This is a genomic window from Curtobacterium sp. VKM Ac-2887 (genome assembly GCF_015350935.1).
In the GTDB taxonomy this organism is placed as follows: domain Bacteria; phylum Actinomycetota; class Actinomycetes; order Actinomycetales; family Microbacteriaceae; genus Curtobacterium.
In genome coordinates this window covers 24,333-43,501 of the sequence record NZ_JADKSB010000016.1, presented here as the reverse complement: position 1 = coordinate 43,501, position 19,169 = coordinate 24,333, and the positions used below count along the sequence as shown (strand labels likewise).

Annotated in this window: 18 protein-coding genes and 1 tRNA gene; 12 read left to right on the top strand and 7 right to left on the bottom strand. The window is 70.4% G+C overall.

The features are described from left to right. The first annotated feature begins 48 nt into the window (after nt 1-48). From ITJ69_RS16175 to argG, 3 genes are all read left to right on the top strand, one after another. Nucleotides 49-1,152 (top strand): epoxide hydrolase family protein, encoded by a 1,104-nt coding sequence (locus ITJ69_RS16175; protein ID WP_194673332.1) that lies wholly within the window; start codon nt 49-51, stop codon nt 1,150-1,152. A 13-nt stretch (nt 1,153-1,165) separates the two neighbouring features. Beyond that, nucleotides 1,166-1,240, top strand: a tRNA-Arg gene (locus ITJ69_RS16170). Nucleotides 1,241-1,325: 85 nt separating this feature from the next. Next, nucleotides 1,326-2,768 carry an argininosuccinate synthase gene (gene argG / locus ITJ69_RS16165; protein WP_194673331.1) on the top strand — a complete coding sequence of 481 codons (1,443 nt, stop codon included), beginning with the start codon at nt 1,326-1,328 and terminating at the stop codon, nt 2,766-2,768. Between the two features lie 109 nt (nt 2,769-2,877). Here argG and ITJ69_RS16160 read toward each other — a convergent pair whose 3' ends face one another. Next, nucleotides 2,878-3,591, bottom strand: a complete 714-nt coding sequence (locus ITJ69_RS16160; RefSeq protein WP_194673330.1) for an alpha/beta hydrolase — start codon at nt 3,589-3,591, stop codon at nt 2,878-2,880. Between the two features lie 215 nt (nt 3,592-3,806). On the opposite strand from ITJ69_RS16160, the gene ITJ69_RS16155 reads away from it, so the two are divergent. Together ITJ69_RS16155 and ITJ69_RS16150 are read left to right on the top strand one after the other, a co-directional pair. Further along, nucleotides 3,807-3,974, top strand: a complete 168-nt coding sequence (locus ITJ69_RS16155) for a hypothetical protein (RefSeq protein ID WP_181437521.1) — start codon at nt 3,807-3,809, stop codon at nt 3,972-3,974. A 41-nt stretch (nt 3,975-4,015) separates the two neighbouring features. Continuing rightward, nucleotides 4,016-4,621: a copper resistance CopC family protein gene (locus tag ITJ69_RS16150; RefSeq protein WP_194673329.1), complete on the top strand. Its 606-nt coding sequence runs from the start codon at nt 4,016-4,018 to the stop codon at nt 4,619-4,621. A 251-nt stretch (nt 4,622-4,872) separates the two neighbouring features. Here the strand turns inward: ITJ69_RS16150 and ITJ69_RS16145 are convergent, their stop codons facing one another. Next, a complete protein-coding gene (locus ITJ69_RS16145) occupies nt 4,873-6,312 on the bottom strand; it encodes an MATE family efflux transporter (RefSeq protein WP_194673328.1) in 1,440 nt (479 codons plus the stop codon). Between the two features lie 116 nt (nt 6,313-6,428). Then, the gene (locus tag ITJ69_RS16140; protein WP_194673327.1) at nt 6,429-6,866 is read right to left on the bottom strand and encodes a MarR family winged helix-turn-helix transcriptional regulator; all 438 of its coding nucleotides are present in this window, start codon (nt 6,864-6,866) and stop codon (nt 6,429-6,431) included. 410 nt (nt 6,867-7,276) lie between these two features. Here ITJ69_RS16140 and ITJ69_RS16135 point away from each other — a divergent pair, with 410 nt between their 5' ends. Continuing rightward, the gene (locus ITJ69_RS16135; RefSeq protein ID WP_159570252.1) at nt 7,277-7,444 is read left to right on the top strand and encodes a hypothetical protein; all 168 of its coding nucleotides are present in this window, start codon (nt 7,277-7,279) and stop codon (nt 7,442-7,444) included. Between the two features lie 40 nt (nt 7,445-7,484). Beyond that, entirely contained in the window at nt 7,485-8,312 is an 828-nt protein-coding gene (nadE, locus tag ITJ69_RS16130; protein ID WP_194673326.1) for an ammonia-dependent NAD(+) synthetase, read from the top strand. Between the two features lie 70 nt (nt 8,313-8,382). Here the strand turns inward: nadE and ITJ69_RS16125 are convergent, their stop codons facing one another. Next, the gene (locus ITJ69_RS16125) at nt 8,383-9,588 is read right to left on the bottom strand and encodes a type II toxin-antitoxin system HipA family toxin (RefSeq protein WP_323743129.1); all 1,206 of its coding nucleotides are present in this window, start codon (nt 9,586-9,588) and stop codon (nt 8,383-8,385) included. Between the two features lie 50 nt (nt 9,589-9,638). Beyond that, nucleotides 9,639-9,935: a helix-turn-helix domain-containing protein gene (locus tag ITJ69_RS16120; RefSeq protein ID WP_123340833.1), complete on the bottom strand. Its 297-nt coding sequence runs from the start codon at nt 9,933-9,935 to the stop codon at nt 9,639-9,641. A 164-nt stretch (nt 9,936-10,099) separates the two neighbouring features. Here ITJ69_RS16120 and ITJ69_RS16115 point away from each other — a divergent pair, with 164 nt between their 5' ends. Continuing rightward, nucleotides 10,100-11,557, top strand: coding sequence for an SPFH domain-containing protein (locus ITJ69_RS16115; protein ID WP_123936833.1), 1,458 nt, complete (start codon nt 10,100-10,102; stop codon nt 11,555-11,557). A gap of 34 nt (nt 11,558-11,591) precedes the next feature. Here ITJ69_RS16115 and ITJ69_RS16110 read toward each other — a convergent pair whose 3' ends face one another. Next, the gene (locus ITJ69_RS16110; protein WP_194673324.1) at nt 11,592-12,023 is read right to left on the bottom strand and encodes a hypothetical protein; all 432 of its coding nucleotides are present in this window, start codon (nt 12,021-12,023) and stop codon (nt 11,592-11,594) included. A gap of 78 nt (nt 12,024-12,101) precedes the next feature. Beyond that, nucleotides 12,102-13,061, bottom strand: a complete 960-nt coding sequence (locus ITJ69_RS16105) for a phosphotransferase (protein WP_194673323.1) — start codon at nt 13,059-13,061, stop codon at nt 12,102-12,104. A gap of 188 nt (nt 13,062-13,249) precedes the next feature. Between ITJ69_RS16105 and ITJ69_RS16100 the strand changes: the two genes are divergently transcribed. The 4 genes from ITJ69_RS16100 (at nt 13,250) to ITJ69_RS16085 (ending at nt 18,912) form a co-directional block, all read left to right on the top strand. After that, the gene (locus ITJ69_RS16100) at nt 13,250-15,304 is read left to right on the top strand and encodes an MDR family MFS transporter (protein WP_194673322.1); all 2,055 of its coding nucleotides are present in this window, start codon (nt 13,250-13,252) and stop codon (nt 15,302-15,304) included. A 61-nt stretch (nt 15,305-15,365) separates the two neighbouring features. After that, nucleotides 15,366-15,950, top strand: coding sequence for a TetR/AcrR family transcriptional regulator (locus ITJ69_RS16095; protein WP_194673321.1), 585 nt, complete (start codon nt 15,366-15,368; stop codon nt 15,948-15,950). Nucleotides 15,951-16,268: 318 nt separating this feature from the next. After that, nucleotides 16,269-17,606 (top strand): enolase C-terminal domain-like protein, encoded by a 1,338-nt coding sequence (locus ITJ69_RS16090; protein WP_194673320.1) that lies wholly within the window; start codon nt 16,269-16,271, stop codon nt 17,604-17,606. Nucleotides 17,607-17,673: 67 nt separating this feature from the next. Next, nucleotides 17,674-18,912, top strand: a complete 1,239-nt coding sequence (locus tag ITJ69_RS16085) for an ABC transporter substrate-binding protein (RefSeq protein ID WP_228505924.1) — start codon at nt 17,674-17,676, stop codon at nt 18,910-18,912. Nucleotides 18,913-19,169: the final 257 nt, after the last annotated feature.

Below are 19,169 nucleotides of genomic sequence, written 5' to 3'. Positions count from 1 at the left end.
GCGGTGACCGCCGTCCACGTGTCGGTCCCGCTGAGTAGCGTCGCGGGCATGGGCGAGACACCGCAGATCGACGACGCGACCATCGAGGACCTCCGCGCGCGACTGCGGGCCACGCGCTGGCCGGACGCACCCGCCGGCGCTGGCTGGTCCCTCGGGGCGGACGTCGACGAGCTCCGGTCGCTCATCGAGTACTGGGCCGACGGCTTCGACTTCGACGCGCACCGAGCGGCGCTCGCCGCACTGCCCAGCCGACGGCCTACGATCGACGGCACCGGGATCCACGTGCTGCACGCCCGAGCGGGCACGCCCGACGCGCTGCCGCTCCTGCTCGCGCACGGCTGGCCGGACTCCGGGTGGCGGTACCGCAAGGTCCTGCCGATGCTCGTCGAGGCCGGCTTCGACGTGATCGTGCCGGACATGCCCGGGTACGGGTTCTCCGACGCCCCGCCGCAGCCCATCGACGCCCGAGCGGTCGCCGGCATGTGGGCCGAGCTGATGACCGAGCTCGGCTACGAACGCTTCGCCGTCGCCGGCGGGGACATCGGCACGCACGTCGCCCGCTACCTCGCGCTCGACCACGCCGACCGGGTGGTCGCCGTGCACCGCATCGACGGCGGGCTGGCCTGGCCCGGCATCGATCTCGACACGTTGTCGCCGGAGGAACGCGGGTTCGTCGCCGCGACCGCCCGCTGGCGCGACGCCGAGGGCGCCTACGCGATGATGCACCGCACCAAGCCGCAGACCGCCGCGGTCGGCCTGAACGACTCACCCGCCGGGCTCGCCGCGTGGATCGTCGAGAAGCTCCGGTCGTGGAGTGACTGCGACGGCGACCTGTGGTCCGTCTACACGCAGGACGAGGTACTCGCGCTGCTGACCGAGTACTGGGCCACCGGCACGATCGGCTCGGCGATGCGGATGTACCACGCGAACGCTGCGATCCCGCCGGAGCAGTCGGCCCGACGGGTCGAGGTGCCCTCCGGGTTCTCGCTGTTCCCCGGCGACCTGGTGGAGCCGCCGCGGGCGTGGCTGGAGCGGACGACGAACCTGGTGTCGTACCGGATGATGCCGCGCGGCGGGCACTTCGCGCCGTTCGAGCAACCGGCGCTGTACGTCGACGAGCTGACGACCTTCCTGGAGCCGTTCCGCCGCTAGAGTGGACGGGCCAGCCTCTGTAGCTCAATGGAAGAGCAGTTCCGTCCTAAGGAAACGGTTGGGGGTTCGAGTCCCTCCAGGGGCACCAGCAGGTCGACGGGGTTCGAGTCCCTGCAGCGCCTGCCAGGGGCACCAGTCGTTGTACCGCTTGGACTCCCCGTACGATTGACCCCGTGTCCAAGGTCCTGAGCAGTCTCCCCGTCGGCGAACGAGTCGGCATCGCGTTCTCAGGGGGTCTCGACACCTCCTGCGCCGTTGCCTGGATGCGCGAGAAGGGGGCGATCCCCTGCACGTACACGGCCGACATCGGTCAGTACGACGAGCCGGACATCGACGCCGTCCCGAGCCGCGCCCACGAGTACGGTGCCGAGATCGCCCGCCTGGTCGACGCGAAGAGCGCCCTGGTGGAAGAGGGCCTCGTCGCCCTGCAGACCGGCGCCTTCCACATCCGTTCCGGCGGCAAGACGTACTTCAACACGACGCCCCTCGGTCGTGCGGTCACGGGCACGATGCTCGTCCGCGCGATGAAGGAAGACGGCGTCGACATCTGGGGCGACGGCTCCACCTACAAGGGCAACGACATCGAGCGGTTCTACCGCTACGGCCTGATGGCCAACCCGCGTCTGCGCGTCTACAAGCCGTGGCTGGACTCCGAGTTCGTCGAGGAGCTCGGCGGTCGCAAGGAGATGAGCGAGTGGCTCGTCGCCCGCGGCTTCCCGTACCGCGACTCCACCGAGAAGGCGTACTCGACCGACGCCAACATCTGGGGTGCAACGCACGAGGCGAAGAGCCTCGAAGAGCTCTCGAGCGGCCTGGACATCGTCGAGCCGATCATGGGCGTCGCCGCCTGGCGTGACGACGTCGAGGTCACCACCGAGGTCGTCAGCATCCGCTTCGAGGCCGGACGCCCCGTCGCGATCAACGGCGAGGAGTACACGGACGCCGTTGCTCTCGTCTACGAGGCGAACGCGATCGGCGGTCGTCACGGCCTCGGCGCGTCCGACCAGATCGAGAACCGCATCATCGAGGCGAAGAGCCGCGGCATCTACGAGGCACCGGGCATGGCCCTGCTGCACATCGCCTACGAGCGTCTGCTCAACGCGATCCACAACGAGGACACGGTCGCGTCGTACCACAACGAGGGCCGCCGACTCGGGCGCCTGATGTACGAGGGCCGCTGGCTCGACCCGCAGTCGCTCATGCTCCGCGAGTCCCTGCAGCGCTGGGTCGCGTCGGCCGTCACCGGCGAGGTCACGCTGCGCCTGCGTCGCGGCGACGACTACACGATCCTCGACACCACGGGTCCGGCGCTGTCGTACCACCCCGACAAGCTCTCGATGGAGCGGGTCGGCGACGCCGCCTTCGGTCCGGACGACCGCATCGGTCAGCTGACGATGCGCAACCTCGACATCGCGGACTCCCGCTCAAGGCTCGAGCAGTACGCAGCGGCCGGTCTCATCGGCGGTGCGACGGCCGAGCTCGTCGGCGAGCTCGAGGCGGGCGAGTCCGAGGAGATCCTCGGTGGCGCCGTCATCGCCTCGGACGCCGAGGACGCACTCGGACGCCGGACGGACCTCGCTTCCGAGGGCGCAGCCTTCGACTCCGGCACCGACTGACCAGAGCGAGACCACGCGACTGGTCACGTGCCCTGATGGCACGGACCCGACGGACGGGAGGCGCGGTGCCAGCTGGCACCGCACCTCCCGTCCGTCGTCTTGCCCCGGCTCAGGCCGTGGCACTTCCGAGCAGCAGCTCCAGCTGCTCGACGACCAGGTCGGGCCGCGTGATGAACGGGTGGTGCCCGGTGGGCACGTCGACGCTCCGCGTCGCCCGCGCCGCGTGCGCGCGCTGCAGCCCCACGGTGGTGCTGCGGTCCTCGGTGCAGACGAGGGAGGTCGAGTCGACGCCCTGCCACCCTGCTGCCGTCGTCGGTGTCACGAACGCCGCCGCCGACTGGGCGGTCACCCGGTCCCAGGCGGCCTGCTGGGTGCTCGTGCCGGCGTCCTGCAGGAAGCGGCTACCGAATGACCCAGCGTCGTACCCGGCGACGGCGAGGGCACCGTCACCGGCCGGGCCGATCGACACGGGATCGGGCTCGTCGGCCATGATGCCGGCCTGCGCGGAGCCGACGTCGGGCAGGTACGAGGACACGTACAGCAGGTGTGCGACGGCGTCGTGCCGTCCGGCCTCGGCGATGACGGTGCCGCCGTAGGAGTGGCCGACGACGATCGCCCCATCGCCGTCGTCGAGGGCGGCGCGCAGGGCAGCTGCGTCCTCGGCGAGCCCACCGTCGGGGTGACCCGCCGGGCCCTCGCCGCAGGACGGCAACGAGACCGCTCGGCTGCGGATGCCGGTGCGGCTGTGCAGCAGGTCGGCGGTGGGCTGCCACCACCAGGCACCGTCGCGGACCAGGGCGCCGTGGACGAACAGGATCTCCATGCCCCGACGCTACGGCCAACCGCGCGGCGGCGTGCGATCGGCCGAGAAGCGCACCGCGCTCGACGGCGTCGGACGCAACCCCTACCGTGGAGGAACTGGATCGGTCATCAGGGACCCGTCGTCACGATGCTCCCCACACGCTTGTGGGGTCTGGCACAGCGGGTCGATCCGGACGAATCCGAGATGCGCATCATCTCGACGAAGGGCTGGTCATCATGGCCGCCAGAATGCAGCACGACTGGCACCGTCACGGTCTCCGGTCGCCGGAGGACCTCGAAGCCCTCGTGGCCGAACGCCTCGAAGGAACGGGCCACGCGTCCACCAGCACGGGCGACGCCCGGCGCGAGCCGTCCTACGCGGACTTCCTCGGCGAGCAGATCTGAGTCGTCCCGGTCCGCTGCTCTACGGCTTGTAGAGTCTGTGCATGCGGACAGGACGAACGACGGCAGCTTCCCTCGCGATCGTCGTCGGAGGGCTCTTGGCGCTCATCGGGGTGCAGCCGGCCTCGGCGCACTCGGCCCTCACGGGTAGCTCGCCCGCTGACGGCGCGGTCGTCACCGAACCGCTCGACCGGGTCGACCTGACGTTCAGCGAGGCACCGCTCGCGGGTCTCGACGCCGGACTGCGGATCCAGGTCACCGACGCCGACGGCACCGACGTGTCGACGGGCGAGGTGACCGTCTCCGGGATGACGATGGGCAAGGCCGTCGACCTCGAGAACGGCGCGTACACGGCGCTCTGGCGGTACGTGTCGCCGGACGGGCACCCGATCGACGGCTCGTACGGGTTCGAGTACCGGGCCGCCGTCACGACGCCGTCCGCGACAGCGCCGCCGACCACGGTGCCGACGTCGGACCCCGTCACCCCCACTCCGACGTCGACCGCGACGGCCACCGGGGCATCCGACGGTGCGCCCGACTCGGCGCCCGGCATCGCCCCGGGTGTCTGGGTCGCGCTCGGCACCGGCACGGTGCTCGCCGCCGGGGCCGTCGTCGTGCTCCTCCTGCGCCGCACCCGACGCACTTCGTGAGCAGAAATGGTCGGGTGGCCGAGCGCCACGCGACCTCTTCTGCTCACCATGCGCCGCGCCCGCGACCCGGCCACGCACCGGACGGGAGGCCCGCCACCCGGCCGCCACGGGCCTCCCGTCCGACGCTGGCCACGTTCACCCCCGCTTCGTGAGCAGAAGAGGTCGGGTCCTGGAACGGGACCCGACCTCTTCTGCTCACGATGCGAGCGCGCCGCGCGCCGCGCGCCGCGCGCCGCGCGCCGCGCGCCGCGCTACGCGGCGGCGGGCGCCTCCTCGAGCGCGGCATCCGCCCGCTCCACGCTGCCGGCGGCCAGGCCGCGCGCGATCTTCCCGCGCGACGCCAGCCACAGCACCACCGCGGCGGCGAAGACGATGACCTCGGTGACGGTCAGCGCCCAGATGATCCCGGCGAGTCCGAACCACAGGTTGCCGACGATGACGATCGGGATGAACAGCACGCCCTGCGCCAGCGACAGCACCATCGCGGGCAGCACCATGCCGGTCGCCTGGAACAGCGAGGTGAGCAACCCCGTGAACCCGTTCACGATGGCGGCGACGAGCTGCGCGGTCAGGATCGTCAGGCCGATCGCGAGGACCGAGTGGTCGCCGGAGAAGATCGTGAACACCTGCTCGCGGAAGGTGAAGACCGCGCCGGAGAACACGAGGACGATCGCGCCGACCGTGAAGGCGGCTCCGCGGAGGGCGGCCCGGAGGCGTGCGGCGTCGCCCTTGCCGAATGCGTAGGCGAGCAGCGGCAGTACACCGATCGTGACGCCCATCACCAGGAACTCCGGCACCTGCGCGATGCGGACCGCGACGCCCATGGCGGCGAGCGGGTCGTCGCCGTAGGCGGCGGCGAGGTTGTTGAGCACGAGCGTCGTGACGATCAGGAAGGCGGACTGCAGCAGTTCGCCGACGCCGATGCCGAAGACGGGCTTCAGGATGTCGGCACGGAGCGTGAACCACTTCGGCGCGAAGCTGACGTTCTCGCTGTTCCGCTGCAGCCAGGTCACCCAGTAGGCGATCGACACGACGTTCGCGAGTCCGACGGCCAGCGCTGCGCCGCCGACGCCCCAGTGCAGCACGAGGATGAAGAGCACGTCGAACACCAGGTTCCCGATGGTGGACAGGACCAGGCCGATCATCGCCTGGCGTGCGGCACCCTCCGAGCGGACGATCTGCTCGAGGGCGAACGACGAGGCGAGCACCGGGACGAACGCGAGCATCACGGCGACGTACTCGCTCGTGGCGGGGACGGCTGCTGCGTCGGCACCGAGCACGGCGACGAGGGGGCGGAGGAACACGAGCCCGACGACGGCGAGGACGGCGCCGGTGACGACGGCACCCCAGAGGGCGAACGAGGCGACGTGCTTGATGTCCCGCGCTTTGGCGGGGTCGTGCTCCGAGGCGCCGAGCAGACGGGACATCAGAGCGCTGCCACCGACGCCGAACACACCGCCGACGGCCATCACGATGCCGAGCAGCGGGGTGCCGAAGGTGATCGCGGCGAGCAGTGACGTGTCATGCTGCGAGCCGATGAAGCCGGCGTTGATGACGTTGTACAGGGCGCTGACGACCATCGCAGCGGCCATCGGCACACACAGGTGCACGAGGGCCCGGGCGATCGGGGCGGCAGAGAGGTACCAGCGGTTGGTGGCCGCGGCGGTGTTCTCGGGGGTGGTGGTGGTCATGACTGCCTCCTCGTGGGCAGGGCTGAGGGCGCGACGGGATGCCGTCGCGTGCGGGGGTGGGGCCGGGAGGCCCGTGGCGCGTCGAGCGCGCCGGTGACGTCGGTGCCGGGGCGGCGCTACCGCGTCGGCGGTGCGAGCTCCGCGGTCACCTTCTGCAGCAGGTGCCGCAGGGTGGCGCGTTCGTCCGTGTCGAGTGGTGCGAGCAGGGTGTCGTCGAGGGCGACCATCGCGTCGGTGAAGCCGGCGATGAGGTCGATGCCCGCCGGGGTGGCGTGCACCGTCTTCGTCCGACCGTTCGTGGCATCGGATCGCCGTTCGACGAGGCCGCGCCGCTCGAGGCCCTGCAGGAGGCTCGAGACGCTGGCCGCGCTGGTCCGGGTGATCTCGGCGATGTCGCGTTGGATCGCCCCGGGGTTCTGCTGCAGGTACCCGAGCACGAAGCTCTGCTCGCGGGTGAGGTCCCGATCACGGACCCACTCGTCAGCCGCCTTGCGTTGTGCCCATCCGATCCATCGCATGAGTTCGAGCGGGGTGGTGAGATCCGGTGCCTGCATGATCAGAACTCTAACTGTTTGATCTCTAACTGTCAACGAGGGTCCGACCCGTGGCTCGGCCCCGGAACGGGGGTATGGCCTCGGGGTGTGGCGCTGGTAGCTTGCACAGGAAGACGGCCTCACCAGCCGTCGTCCTCGGTCCGGTGCCGGACCGTTCGGGTCTCCCGTCGAACCGCCGGGGGACGGATCAGCAGCGGCGGACCTCCGCCCGGGAAAGGGACCCATGACTCGCACTGCGCTCCGAGCGCGACGCCGCCGGCGTCCATGAACTCCGACGCGCGCCGGCGGGTACCGGCGTGCGTCTCCACGGGGCCGCGGCGTTCGGGTCGCCTCGGGCCCTCCGGTGCGGTGGCGGTTCGGACCGCCACCGCACCGGACATCCGCACCACCACGAGTCAGTGAGGACCACCGTGCACGATCACGACACCCACCCGCTCGACCGTCGAGTCGGCCCGCCGCACGTCGAGCGGTTCCGACTGACGCAGAGCGCCGAGACGCTCGGCGTCGTCTGCACCTGCGCGATCGGCGTCGACCACGACAACACGATCCGGCCGGTGCACGCAGAACCCGTCCGCTGAACGCTGTGCACTCCGGCGGGTGCAGCGGGATACTGGGGTGGTGCGTGAACTCCAAGCCGCCATCGCCGCGGACCTCAACGTCCAGCCGACCATCGAGCCGGAGCAGGAGATCGCCCGCCGTGTCGGGTTCCTCCGTGACTACCTGCTCACGACCGGCGCGAAGGGGTTCCTGCTCGCGATCAGCGGCGGCCAGGACTCCACGCTCGCCGGGCGCCTGACCCAGCTCGCGGTCGAGTCCCTCCGTGCCGAGGGCCACCCCGCCGAGTTCACGACCGTCCGCATGCCGTACCGCGTGCAGGCCGACGAGGACGACGCCCAGCTCGCCTTGCAGTTCATCGCAGCCGACCCGGGCATCACCGTCAACATCGAGCACGGCGTCGACGGCGTCATGCTCGACACCGCTGCCTCGGGCGTCGAGCTGAGCGACTTCGTGAAGGGCAACGTCAAGGCCCGGATGCGCATGGTCGCCCAGTACGCCGTCGCCGGCCAGCGCGGACTGCTCGTCGTCGGGACCGACCACGCGGCCGAGGCGGTCACCGGCTTCTTCACGAAGTACGGCGACGGCGGCGTCGACCTGACGCCGCTCACCGGCCTGTCGAAGAGCCAGGGGCGGCAGCTGCTCGAGCACCTCGGAGCGCCCGCCCGCCTGTACGAGAAGGCCCCCACCGCGGACCTGCTCGACGAGACGCCCGGCCAGACCGACGAAGCGAACCTCGGGCTGTCCTACGCCGAGATCGACGCCTACCTGCAGGGGCACGACGTGCCGCTCGAGGTCGCCGAGGCGATCGAGTCGCGGTACCGCGCGACCGAGCACAAGCGCCAGGTGCCGGCGACCCCGTTCGACGACTGGTGGCGTCCGGGCGCGTAGGCGCTGACGCGACCATCGACAGGAGGCGCGCTGCAGGTGATCCTGCACCGCGCCTCCTGTCCGTCCTGGTCTAGAGCCCCAGCGCCCAGTCCAGTTGGGGCGAGTCGAAGGCCACGCGCATCGCTTCCCGCTCGTCCCCACCGATCCCGACGCCGGCCGCGACCCGGTCCCACCCCGCCACCGCGCCCGCGACACGCTGGAGCACCTGCTCCGCGTCCGGGCGCCGGAGCCGGAAGGCGTCCGCGATGTCGAGCAGGTTCCGCAGGTCGCGGGACCTGGGGTCGTCCGACGGGGAGATCGCCCGGGAGTCGATCACCCCGCGCTGTCGACTCGGGTTGACGTCGAAGACTGGCGAGAGCCGCCACCCGGTGGGCGTGTGGAGGAAGGCGTGGTTCCGCCAGTGGTCGTCGACGTTGTTCACGAGGACGGACAACGCGATCCGGCCGAACATCTCGCGGAGGTCCGCTGCGGGAGCCGAACTCCAGTGGTCGACGACGTCGGTGAGGTCCTCGTAGGTCAGTCGTGACCCGTCGTCGTGGGCGCCGAGCTCGAGCGCCGTCCGCGCCGACATGTACCCGAGTCGGTCCCCGGAGCCGTCTCGGTCGAAGCGCTCGGAGAGCAGGACGGCACGTCCGGACTCCGGTCCCACGAGTGACCACACCGGCGCCCTGAGCCCGGCATCCGTCGCGAGGGTGAGCGCGACTCCTTCCCAGCGCTCGACGTCGAAGCGGCCGTCCTTCGAGTGCGGCAACTTCGCGATCGCGAGCGTCCCGCGCGGGGTGAGGACGTTCGCCTTCGGCCGAGCGCCGCCGGGAGAGGTCGCGACGTCACCGAGGTACGCGATGTCCTCGTCGGTTGCCTCGTCGTCCTCGTACCGAGCGGCAGCGGCGAGGATCCGGGCGAGGTCGTGGAGGTTCGCGACCCCGGTCTCCGCAGACGACCAGGAGCCACCCACCCGGAACCGGAGCGCTCCGATCCTGGTGTGGTCCGCGACGCCGAGGAGGTAGTCGAACTCGCCGAGCCGAGCGGCAAGTGACGGGTCTCGCTGTCGTCGCGCGGCGTGGTCTGCGCGGATCAGCTTCTGTCCCCACTCGTCCGGAGCCGCGTCGCTGAACGCACCGGGCAGGGTCTGGCTGTCGGCCGTGTACGTCCGACCGGGGCGGAGTGGGAGGTCGGGGGAGACCTGCCAACCGTGTCGGAGGAAGTCGTCGTCGTACTCGAACGACGACGAGGCCAGCGTCCGCAAGCCCTGGAAGGAAGGGCGCAAGGTACCCACGCGACGTGGTTCCGCGGACTCGCCGGTCCAGACCTCGACCGATTCGTCAATCACAGGGCACCGCCGCTGCGGAGGATGTCATCGATCCGAGCGCGCGCCGTCTCGCTCCGGAACGGGTCGATCGCCTCGATCGTGGTGTCTGCGATCCCGAGTGCGCCGAGGACTGCGAAGAGGGAATCGATGCGCCCACCGGTGCCGGTCTCGATCGCTCGCAACGTGTCGCGCGTCACCGCAGCCCGTTCGGCCAACTCCGCAGCGGACATGCCGTTGACAGACCGCCATCGGCGGATGTTCTCACCGAATGACACGAGCTGCTGTCGGCGGCGGGGTGACGATCGCTGGACCATGGGACCTCCTGGCAGGGAAGTCTGTCACAAAGAGGTCAAATTGACCGGAAAAGCTGCCAAACACGCTCCTCCGGCCGCCGCGCGTCATCGACGGCTCGTAGGATGGGACCCAACGGAACAACAGATGCGGAATCCAGGCTGGCGCCTGGTCCGGAGGGGGAGTCATGGAAGTCCTGTTCGCGCTCGGAGCCATCCCGCTGATCATCGTGGGGATCATCGTCCTCGCCGTGATCGCGCTGATCTACGCGAAGGTCGTGTACCGCAACGCCGGCGCCGACGAAGCGCTCATCATCACCGGCAAGCGTTCGCGCAAGGTCAAGAACGACGACGGCACCGAGACCGTCGAGTCCGGCATCAAGGTCGTGCTCGGCGCCGGCGTCCTCGTCCGACCGTTCTTCGAGAAGGTCGCGAAGCTCTCGCTCAGCTCCCGGGCGATCGACATCAACGTCAACGCGCAGGACTCCCGCGGCGTGACGATCGACGTCGAAGCGGTCGCGCTGGTCAAGGTCGGCGAGACCGACGCCTCGATCCGGGCGGCCGCGCAGCGGTTCCTCGGGCAGGAGAAGAAGATCGACGACTTCGCGCGCGAGGTCCTGTCGGGATCGCTCCGTGCGTCGATCGGTGCGACCGACGTGTCCACGATCATCCGCAACCGCGACCAGCTCACCGTCGCGGTGCTCGACGTGGCGAAGGAGGCCCTGCACAGCCAGGGCCTCGACGTCGACTCCTTCGAGATCAAGGGCATCTCGGACCGCAACGAGTACATCAGCGACCTCGGTCGTGCCGAGCGCGCCCGAGTCCGGCTCGAGGCGGAGAACGCCGAGGCGCAGGCCGACCGCGAAGCGCGAGAAGCCCGTGCCACCGCCGACCAGGCCATCGCCGAAGCCGAGAACACCCTGGCGATCCGACGTGCCGCACTGCAGCTCGACGCCGACCGGGCATCGGCCGAGGCCGCAGCCGCCGGTCCGCTCGCCCAGGCCCGTGCGGCGCAGGGCGTCGTCGAGCAGGAGCAGATCACCGCGCAGAAGCGTGCCGAGCTGCGCCGTGCCGAGCTCGAGTCCGAGGTCTCCGCCGTCGCCGAGGCGCAGGCGCGCAAGACCCGCGTCGAGGCCGAAGCGGCCGCCGGGGCCCAGGTCGAGACGGCCCGCGCCCAGGCCGAGGCCCGTCGGATCTCCGCCGAAGCGATCGCCGCCGAGGCGAAGGCCGAGTCCGAGGCGCGCAAGCTCGCCGCCGACGCCTCCCGTGCCGAAGGTGAGGCAGCGGCCGATGCGATCCGCGCCAAGGGTCAGGCCGAGGCAGACGCCACGAAGGCGCAGGCCGACGCACTCGCACAGCACTCCGAGGCCGTCCTGCGCGTCAAGGCCATCGAGACCCTGCCGAGCATCGCCCGCGAGCTCGCGGCGCCGATGGGCAACATCGACAAGCTGACCGTGGTGTCCTCCGACGGCGCCGGCGCCCTGTCGAAGAGCATCGTGAGCCAGTTCAGCGAGGTCGACGCCCTGCTCGGGACGACCGCCGGGTTCACCCTGAGTGACATCGTCAAGAGTTCGACGACGGGGCAGGCTGCCGCTCGGGCCGTCGTGCGTGAGCAGTCCACCGCTGTCGCGGAGCCGACCGAGTAGTCCTCAGCGGTACCCGGGGCGGGCGTGGCGAGGATCAGTCCTCGTCGCGCCCGTTCTCGTCCCGGCGCTCGCGCTGCTGGCCACCGGCGTCCTCGCGCTGGCCGCCGCCGCGCGGGTCCGCGGCACCGGCGGCATCGCGCTGGTCGGCGAGCCGCTGCTGCCACACGACGCTGCGGGCCGCGCCCTCGAGGATGTCGTCGACGCTCCGTCCGGTCTGCGCCGCGAGCGCACCGCTGAGTCCGGCGGTGAGGGTCCCGCCGGCGGATGCCAGACGTTCGATCACCTGCTCCTGGCGTGGGGTCAGGGGCTCGTCGATCATCTCGTCGATGGTGTCGCGGATGTTCTGCTCGCTCGCGTCCAGTGCCGCCTCGTCACCGGAGTGCAGCGCTGCTGCCTCTCCGACGACGACGAGACCGAGGCGCGCGGCGTCGTCTTCGGGACGCGGAGTGCGGTGCTCATCAGTCATGCGGGGGACCGTACGCTCCGTGGCGCCGCGCTTGCTGGACAGACGGGGTACCCGACGCCTGTTGCTCGTCGCCCGTCGTCAGTGCGGTGTCGTGTCCCACCGGCGGAGCAACCACTCCGCCGCGGCCAGACCTTCGCGGCGTTGGAAGTCGCGGATGGTCGGCATGTTCGGCGGTGCCGGCGGCAGCGCGTGCTCGAAGAACAGTCCGGCGAGACCAGCGAGGACGGCGTCGACCGTCGCGGCGGGCAGGCCGGCGAACACCGGGTGGGTGGCGAGGTGGTGCTCGACGTCGCTGTCCTCGCCGCGGACGAGTGTGTCGATCAGGTAGGTCAGCGGGTCGAGCCAGTGCGCGCCGATGCTCGCCCACGGCCAGTCCACGACCCAGACGACCCCGGAACCGTCGACGAGCAGGTTGTCGGCACGGCAGTCGGCGTGCACGAGGTGGTCGCCGTCGACGAGTGCCGCTGCTCGGTCGGCGGCTCGGGCGATCGCGGGTCCGGCGGCGAGGACGTGTGCCGGCACGACCTCGGCCACCCGGTCGGCCAGGGTCGGGTCGCCGAGCATCCGGTCCCAGGCGCCGAACTCGTGGCGCAGGTCGTCGGCGATCCGGGGGAGCGTGCCGAGGTCGCCGGTCGCCGGCGGCAGGGTGTCCAGCGCATCGAGCACCGCCGCGGTGTCGCTGCCGTCGAGTGCTGCCCCGGGGTGCTTGCCCTCGATGTCGTCGAGGACCAGGACGACCCACTCGTCGCCGTCCACGGTGGCGTCGAAGGCGTCCAGCAGGGGTGGTGCCTGCACCGTCGACGGCAGCTGCGCCACCACCCGGGCTTCCCGGCGGTGCAGGGCGAAGGAATCGGCGTTCCGCGATCGCGAGACCGTCTTGACGAACGCCCGTCGCCCCGTCGCCGTGACCACTCGGTCGGCACTCCCCGGCGACCACCCGGCCGTCTGGGACTCAGTGGTCGTCACCGCTCCGCCGAGGGTCTGCTCCACCCGGTCGCGCAGGATCGCCGGCACGTCCGTCCACGCAGTTCGCCCCATGGCCGACGACGCTACCTGAGAAGCCGTTCACGAACGTGCACGGACGGCAAGTTTGCGTTGGCAGCAAACGTGCTGATGATGTAAAGTTGCAGCGTCTGCAAGGTTGACCCGCCGTTCGACGGCCCGCCACACACGCTCCGGCGTCCCTTGCCCGCACGACGACCACCACGCACCCCTGAAGGACCCTCATGTCTACTGCCACCGCACCCGTCGAGGTGTCGCGCGGACGACACGACTCCCCGGCCAGCACGCCGGGCAAGCCGATCATGTCGCACCGTCAGATCCTGCTCGTCATCTACGGCCTCATGGCCGGCATGTTCCTGTCGTCGCTCGACCAGACGATCGTCGGCACCGCTATCCGCACCATCGGCGACGACCTGCACGGCCTCGACCAGCAGGCGTGGGTCACGACCGCGTACCTGATCGCGTCGACCATCACGACGCCGATCTACGGCAAGCTCTCCGACGTCTTCGGCCGCCGGCCGCTGTACATCTTCGGCATCGCGGTCTTCATCCTCGGCTCGCTGCTCTCGACGATGTCGACCTCGATGATCATGCTCGCCGCGTTCCGTGCCTTCCAGGGCATCGGTGCCGGTGCGCTGATGTCGCTGCCGCTCGCGATCATGGGTGACATCCTCGCCCCGCGTGAGCGCGCCAAGTACCAGGGCTACTTCCTCGCGGTCTTCGGCATCTCGTCCGTGATCGGCCCGCTCATCGGTGGCCTGTTCGCCGGCGCGAGCACGATCCTCGGTGTCACCGGCTGGCGCTGGGTCTTCCTGATCAACGTGCCGATCGGCGTCGCGGCGCTCCTGATGGTCATCACCTTCCTGCACCTGCCGAAGTTCGGTGACGCCAAGGCGAAGCCGCGCATCGACTGGTGGGGTGCCACCTCGGTGATCGCGACGCTCGTCCCGCTCCTGCTCGTGGCCGAACAGGGCCGCACCTGGGGTTGGGGTTCGGCCGGCGCCATCGCCTGCTACGTGATCGGTGCGCTCGGGCTCGTCGCCTTCCTGGTGATCGAGACCCTGATGAAGGACGACGCGATCATCCCGCTCAAGCTCTTCCGCTCGGGCACCTTCTCGATGGCCACGATCCTCGGGTTCCTGGTCGGCTTCGCGATGTTCGGCGCCATGCTGACCATCCCGCTGTACCTGCAGATCGTCACGGGGCTGACCCCGACGGAGTCCGGCTTCGCGACCCTGCCGATGATCGGTGGTCTGATGATCGCCTCGATCGCCTCGGGGCAGATCGTCGCCCGCACCGGTCGCTACCGGATCTTCCCGGTGATCGGCACGGCCCTGGTCTCGGTCGGCTACGTCGTCCTGACGTTCATGACGATCGACAAGCCGCTCTGGTTCCTGATGATCGGCATGTTCCTGATCGGCCTCGGCCTCGGGCAGCTCATGCAGAGCATCACCCTCGCCTCGCAGAACTCCGTGCAGCCGCGGGACATGGGTGTGGCGACGTCGTCCGCCACGTTCTTCCGCCAGATCGGTGGAACGCTCGGTACGGCGGTGCTGCTCAGCATCCTGTTCTCGATCATGCCGGCGAACATCCTGCACGCCACCGCGGACCAGAAGAACCTGTCCGGTGCGCTCGACGCCGCTCTGAACCCGACCGTCGCCACGGCGAAGGCGAACGCGGGCGTCATGGAGCAGATCTGGAACCCGATCGTCACCCCGGTGAAGTCGCAGGTGCAGTCCGGCCTCGACCAGGCCACCGCGCAGGTCACCGCTGCGACGACCGGCGCTCCGGAGGCCGTGCAGCAGCAGGCCCTCACCGCCGCAGCCGACAAGGCGCACGCCAGCGTGCAGGACGGCAAGCTCGTGGTCGACTGGTCCGACGCCTCGCAGCGCTCGTACTGGGTTGGTGAGCTCGCCCCCGAACTGTCGAAGCAGATCGACAAGGGGGCCGGCGACGGCAGCAGCTCGAGCAGCGAGACGAGCGACACGTCCTACCTCAACGGTGCGACCCCGGCGCTGACCAAGCCGTTCATGACCGGCTTCAACGCGTCGGCCGTGACCGTCTACTGGGTCGGCTTCGCCGTGATCCTGCTGGCGTTCATCCTCAGCTGGTTCTTCAAAGCGCCGCCGCTCCGCAAGAGCTCGGCCCTGCAGGAGCAGGCCGACCAGGCCGGCACCGCCGACGACCTCGAGGTGCAGGCCGTCAAGGCGGCCGACACGATGGGGTCGCCCACGGCGCCCGTCACCGGATCGATCCCCGTGCAGCGGGACCGCGCGTAGGACCGGCTACCGGGGCCTCTCGTCACCAGACGGGAGGCCCCGACCCGCACCAGGAGCAGCAGTGAGCACGATCGAATCGCACCCGGCAGGCGACAGTGGCCTGCGGGAACGCAAGAAGCAGCAGACCCGGCACGCGATCCACCAGGCCGCGCTGGCGTTGGTCTCCGACCGGGGCCTGGCCGGCGTGACGGTCGAGGAGATCTGCGCCGACGCCGGCGTCTCGCCCCGCACCTTCTTCAACTACTTCCCGTCGAAGGGCGAGGCGGCACTCGGGCTCCCCGAGAGCTCGGTGCCCGAGGCGGCACGACAGGCGTTCCTGACCGCGGAGGGCCCGCTCGTGTCGGACCTCTGCGACCTCGTCGCCCGGACGGTGACACTGCCGGCGGACCGCCGTCGCATGAAGGAACTCGTGCAGGCGCGACCGGAGATGGTGCCCGCGATGCTACAGTGGATGGCGCGTGCCCGGCTCGCCGTGTTCACGGTCGCCGCCGAGCGCACCGACGTGGACTCCGCACGGACCGCGGTGACGCTCGTCATGGCGGCGCTCATCGAGTCGGCACACCGCTTCGCCGACGGCTCGCGCGACGAGCTGGCGGACCGCCTCCGCGGCGTGGTGGCCGAGATGGGCCGGCTCGCCTCCGCCTGAAGCGCGACCACGGACGGGAGGCGCGGTGCGGGTCCGACCCACACCGTGCCTCCCGTCCGTGGTTCGGTCGCCCCGCCGAAGCGACAGATGCGCGTGCTCCGCTGTCGACGGTTCCGCGAAAGCGACAGATCTCCGCGAACAGTTGGCGGGGATCTGTCGCTTTGGCGGATCGGCCACGCAAGCGCAAGCCGCGCAGCCATCCGACGACTCGGCCCCGTTCGAGACCAGAACGTGACGAAGAGTTCTCTTGACGCGCGAGACATCCGATGTTTTGATTGCCTCGTTCGGTCGACGGAGACCGGACGGCAGGAGACACGAATGAGCCGCATCACCGGTCTGCACGTGCGCGACATCCGTTTCCCGACCTCTCGGGAGCACGACGGATCCGACGCGATGAACCCCGCGCCCGACTACTCCGCCGCGTACGTCGAGATCACGACCGACGCCCTGGACGGACACGTCGGCACGGGCTTCGTGTTCACGATCGGCCGCGGCAACGAGGTGCAGGAAGCCGCGATCGCCGCCCTGCGCGGGCACGTGGTCGGCGTCGACGCCGAAGCGGTCCTCGCCGACATGGGCGGCACCTGGCGCGCGATGGTCCACGACTCGCAGCTGCGCTGGCTCGGCCCGGAGAAAGGCGTCATGCACATGGCGATCGGCGCCGTGGTGAACGCGCTCTGGGACCTCCGAGCCAAGCGCGCGGGACAGCCGCTGTGGGCGCTGCTGGCGGACCTGAGCCCCGAGGAACTCGTCGAACTGGTGGACTTCCGGTACCTCACCGACGCGATCACCCCGGACGAGGCGCTCGAGCTGTTCCGGGCTGCCGAACCGCACCGCGCGACCCGTCGGGCCCGGCTCGAAGCGCAGGGCTACCAGGCGTACACGACGACCCCGGGCTGGCTCGGCTACGACGACGAGAAGCTCGCTCGGCTCTGCCGCGAGGCCGTCGACGAGGGCTTCGAGCAGATCAAGCTCAAGGTCGGCGGCGACCTCGACGAGGACGTCCGCCGGATGGGCATCGCCCGCGCCACGGTCGGCCCCGACATCCGCATCGCGGTCGACGCCAACCAGCGGTGGGACGTCGACGAGGCCGTCACCTGGATCGAACGGCTGAGCCCGTTCGACCTTGCCTGGGTCGAGGAACCCACGAGCCCCGACGACGTCCTCGGGCACGCCGAGATCGCCCGGCGCATCGCCCCGATCCCGGTCGCGACCGGCGAGCACATGGCCAACCGGGTGATCGCGAAGCAGCTCATCCAGGCCGGGTCGATGTCGGTGCTGCAGATCGATGCCACCCGGGTCGCGGGGGTCAACGAGAACCTCGCGATCCTGCTGCTCGCCGCGAAGCACGGCGTCCGGGTGTGCCCGCACGCCGGCGGGGTCGGCCTGTGCGAGGCGGTGCAGCACCTGTCGATGTTCGACGCCGTCGCGCTGACGGGCGACCTCGACACCCGCTGCATCGAGTTCGTCGACCACCTGCACGAGCACTTCGTGACCCCGGTGGACGTCCACGGCGGCCGCTACTGGCCGCCGACCGCTCCGGGAGCCGGCACCGAGATGCTCGCCGACTCCCTCGACACCTACGCGTTCCCGGACGGCCCGGCCTGGGTCGTCGTCGACACCGAGACGGTCCCCGACGCGGTCCGCGTCGCCTGATCCAGCAAGCCAGCAAGCCAGCAATCCACCCCACACACCCCATCACCACGACGAAGTGGAGACTCCGATGCAACGACGACGCATCATCACCGGGCTCGCGGCAGCAGCTGCCGCGGCCCTCGTGCTCACCGGCTGTTCCTCCGGCAGCAGTGCCGGCGGAAGCCAGTCGAAGGACGCCCTGACCTGGTCCATGTGGATCGCCGGGAAGGAGGACAAGGCCGCCTGGCAGAAGGTCGCCGACACCGTGAAGAGCGAGGACGACATCACCCTGACGATCCAGGGCGCGCCGTTCGAGAACTACTTCACGAAGCTCAGCACGCAGTTGAGCGCGGGCGGCGCCCAGTGCGTCGTGAGCATGCAGTCGCTCCGCACCGCGAACTACACGTCGTCGCTGCTGCCGCTCGACGACCTCGCCGAGAAGGACGGCACCGACCTGTCCGCGTTCGACAGCACCGCGCTCGACGGCATGAAGGTCGACGGGAAGCTCTACGGCCTGCCCTACGACACCGGGCCCATCATGATGTTCTACAACAAGGACGTCTTCACGAAGGCGGGCGTGGCCGAGCCGAAGCCGGGATGGACCGTCGACGACTTCGAGGCGGCGGGCGCCGCGCTCAAGGCGAAGGGCGTCACCATGTTCGGTTCGACGGTGGGCGACCTCAACCTCGAGTCGATGGTCTACGGCTACAACGGTGGCCGGGTGATCACGTCCGACGGCGAGCTCGACGCGTCGAACGCGAAGTTCGCGGACGGCCTCGACTGGCTCTCGACACTGGTGGAGAAGGGCTACGCGACGCAGGCGTCGTCGGATGCGTCGACGCCGGGCAACGACTTCGCCGCCGGCAAGGTCGCGATGTACACCGACGGTCCGTGGTCGCTCATCAGCCAGAAGGCCAAGGTGAAGTTCGACCTCGGGGTCACGACGCTCCCCGCGGGGACGTCCGGTCCGTCGACCTTCGCCGCTGGCTCCGGCTTCGGTGTCTCGAAGCAGTGCAAGTACCCGGAGCAGGCGTTCAAGGCCGTCCAGACGATGACCAGCGAGAAGGTCCTGACCTCGCTCGCCGAAGCGGGACGAGCCTTCCCCGGCCGCACCGCTGCCCAGTCGGCGTGGTACTCGAGCGCCGGCATCGACGGCGCCGAGGCCGCGCTCAAGGCAGGGCTCGCGAAGTCCTCGCCGCTCCTCGGGAACAAGCAGAGCGACCAGCTTTCCCAGCTGTTCACGCAGTACGCGCTGCAGGCGGTGAACGGGCAGACCTCCGGCAAGGAGACGATGTCCTCCATCGCCGGCCAGCTCGGCACGCAGTGACCAGCTGAACCAGTGATCGGACGGGAGGCCCGTTGCGGCCCCGCCACGGGCCTCCCGTCCGATCCATCCCCTGTTCAGGACCGCGCGAACGACGAGGAGGTCGTCGCATGACCACCATCCAGGACCCACCGGCCGAAGCGGCCGTCCCCGCGGTCGCGACCGCGGTCGCGGTCGGAGCCGCGACCCCGCGGCGGAAGGACGGCGAAGACACGAGCGCACTCGGGCGCCGCTCCTGGTGGGGGGGGGGGGGGGGGGGG

Coding starts and splice junctions, on each gene's coding strand:
- ITJ69_RS16175 (WP_194673332.1), top strand. CDS start 49: ATGGGCGAGACACCGCAGATCGACGACGCGACCATCGAGGACCTCCGC.
- ITJ69_RS16160 (WP_194673330.1), bottom strand. CDS start 3,591: ATGGAGATCCTGTTCGTCCACGGCGCCCTGGTCCGCGACGGTGCCTGG.
- ITJ69_RS16155 (WP_181437521.1), top strand. CDS start 3,807: ATGGCCGCCAGAATGCAGCACGACTGGCACCGTCACGGTCTCCGGTCG.
- ITJ69_RS16150 (WP_194673329.1), top strand. CDS start 4,016: ATGCGGACAGGACGAACGACGGCAGCTTCCCTCGCGATCGTCGTCGGA.
- ITJ69_RS16145 (WP_194673328.1), bottom strand. CDS start 6,312: ATGACCACCACCACCCCCGAGAACACCGCCGCGGCCACCAACCGCTGG.
- ITJ69_RS16140 (WP_194673327.1), bottom strand. CDS start 6,866: ATGCAGGCACCGGATCTCACCACCCCGCTCGAACTCATGCGATGGATC.
- ITJ69_RS16120 (WP_123340833.1), bottom strand. CDS start 9,935: ATGGTCCAGCGATCGTCACCCCGCCGCCGACAGCAGCTCGTGTCATTC.
- ITJ69_RS16115 (WP_123936833.1), top strand. CDS start 10,100: ATGGAAGTCCTGTTCGCGCTCGGAGCCATCCCGCTGATCATCGTGGGG.
- ITJ69_RS16110 (WP_194673324.1), bottom strand. CDS start 12,023: ATGACTGATGAGCACCGCACTCCGCGTCCCGAAGACGACGCCGCGCGC.
- ITJ69_RS16105 (WP_194673323.1), bottom strand. CDS start 13,061: ATGGGGCGAACTGCGTGGACGGACGTGCCGGCGATCCTGCGCGACCGG.
- ITJ69_RS16100 (WP_194673322.1), top strand. CDS start 13,250: ATGTCTACTGCCACCGCACCCGTCGAGGTGTCGCGCGGACGACACGAC.
- ITJ69_RS16090 (WP_194673320.1), top strand. CDS start 16,269: ATGAGCCGCATCACCGGTCTGCACGTGCGCGACATCCGTTTCCCGACC.
- ITJ69_RS16085 (WP_228505924.1), top strand. CDS start 17,674: ATGCAACGACGACGCATCATCACCGGGCTCGCGGCAGCAGCTGCCGCG.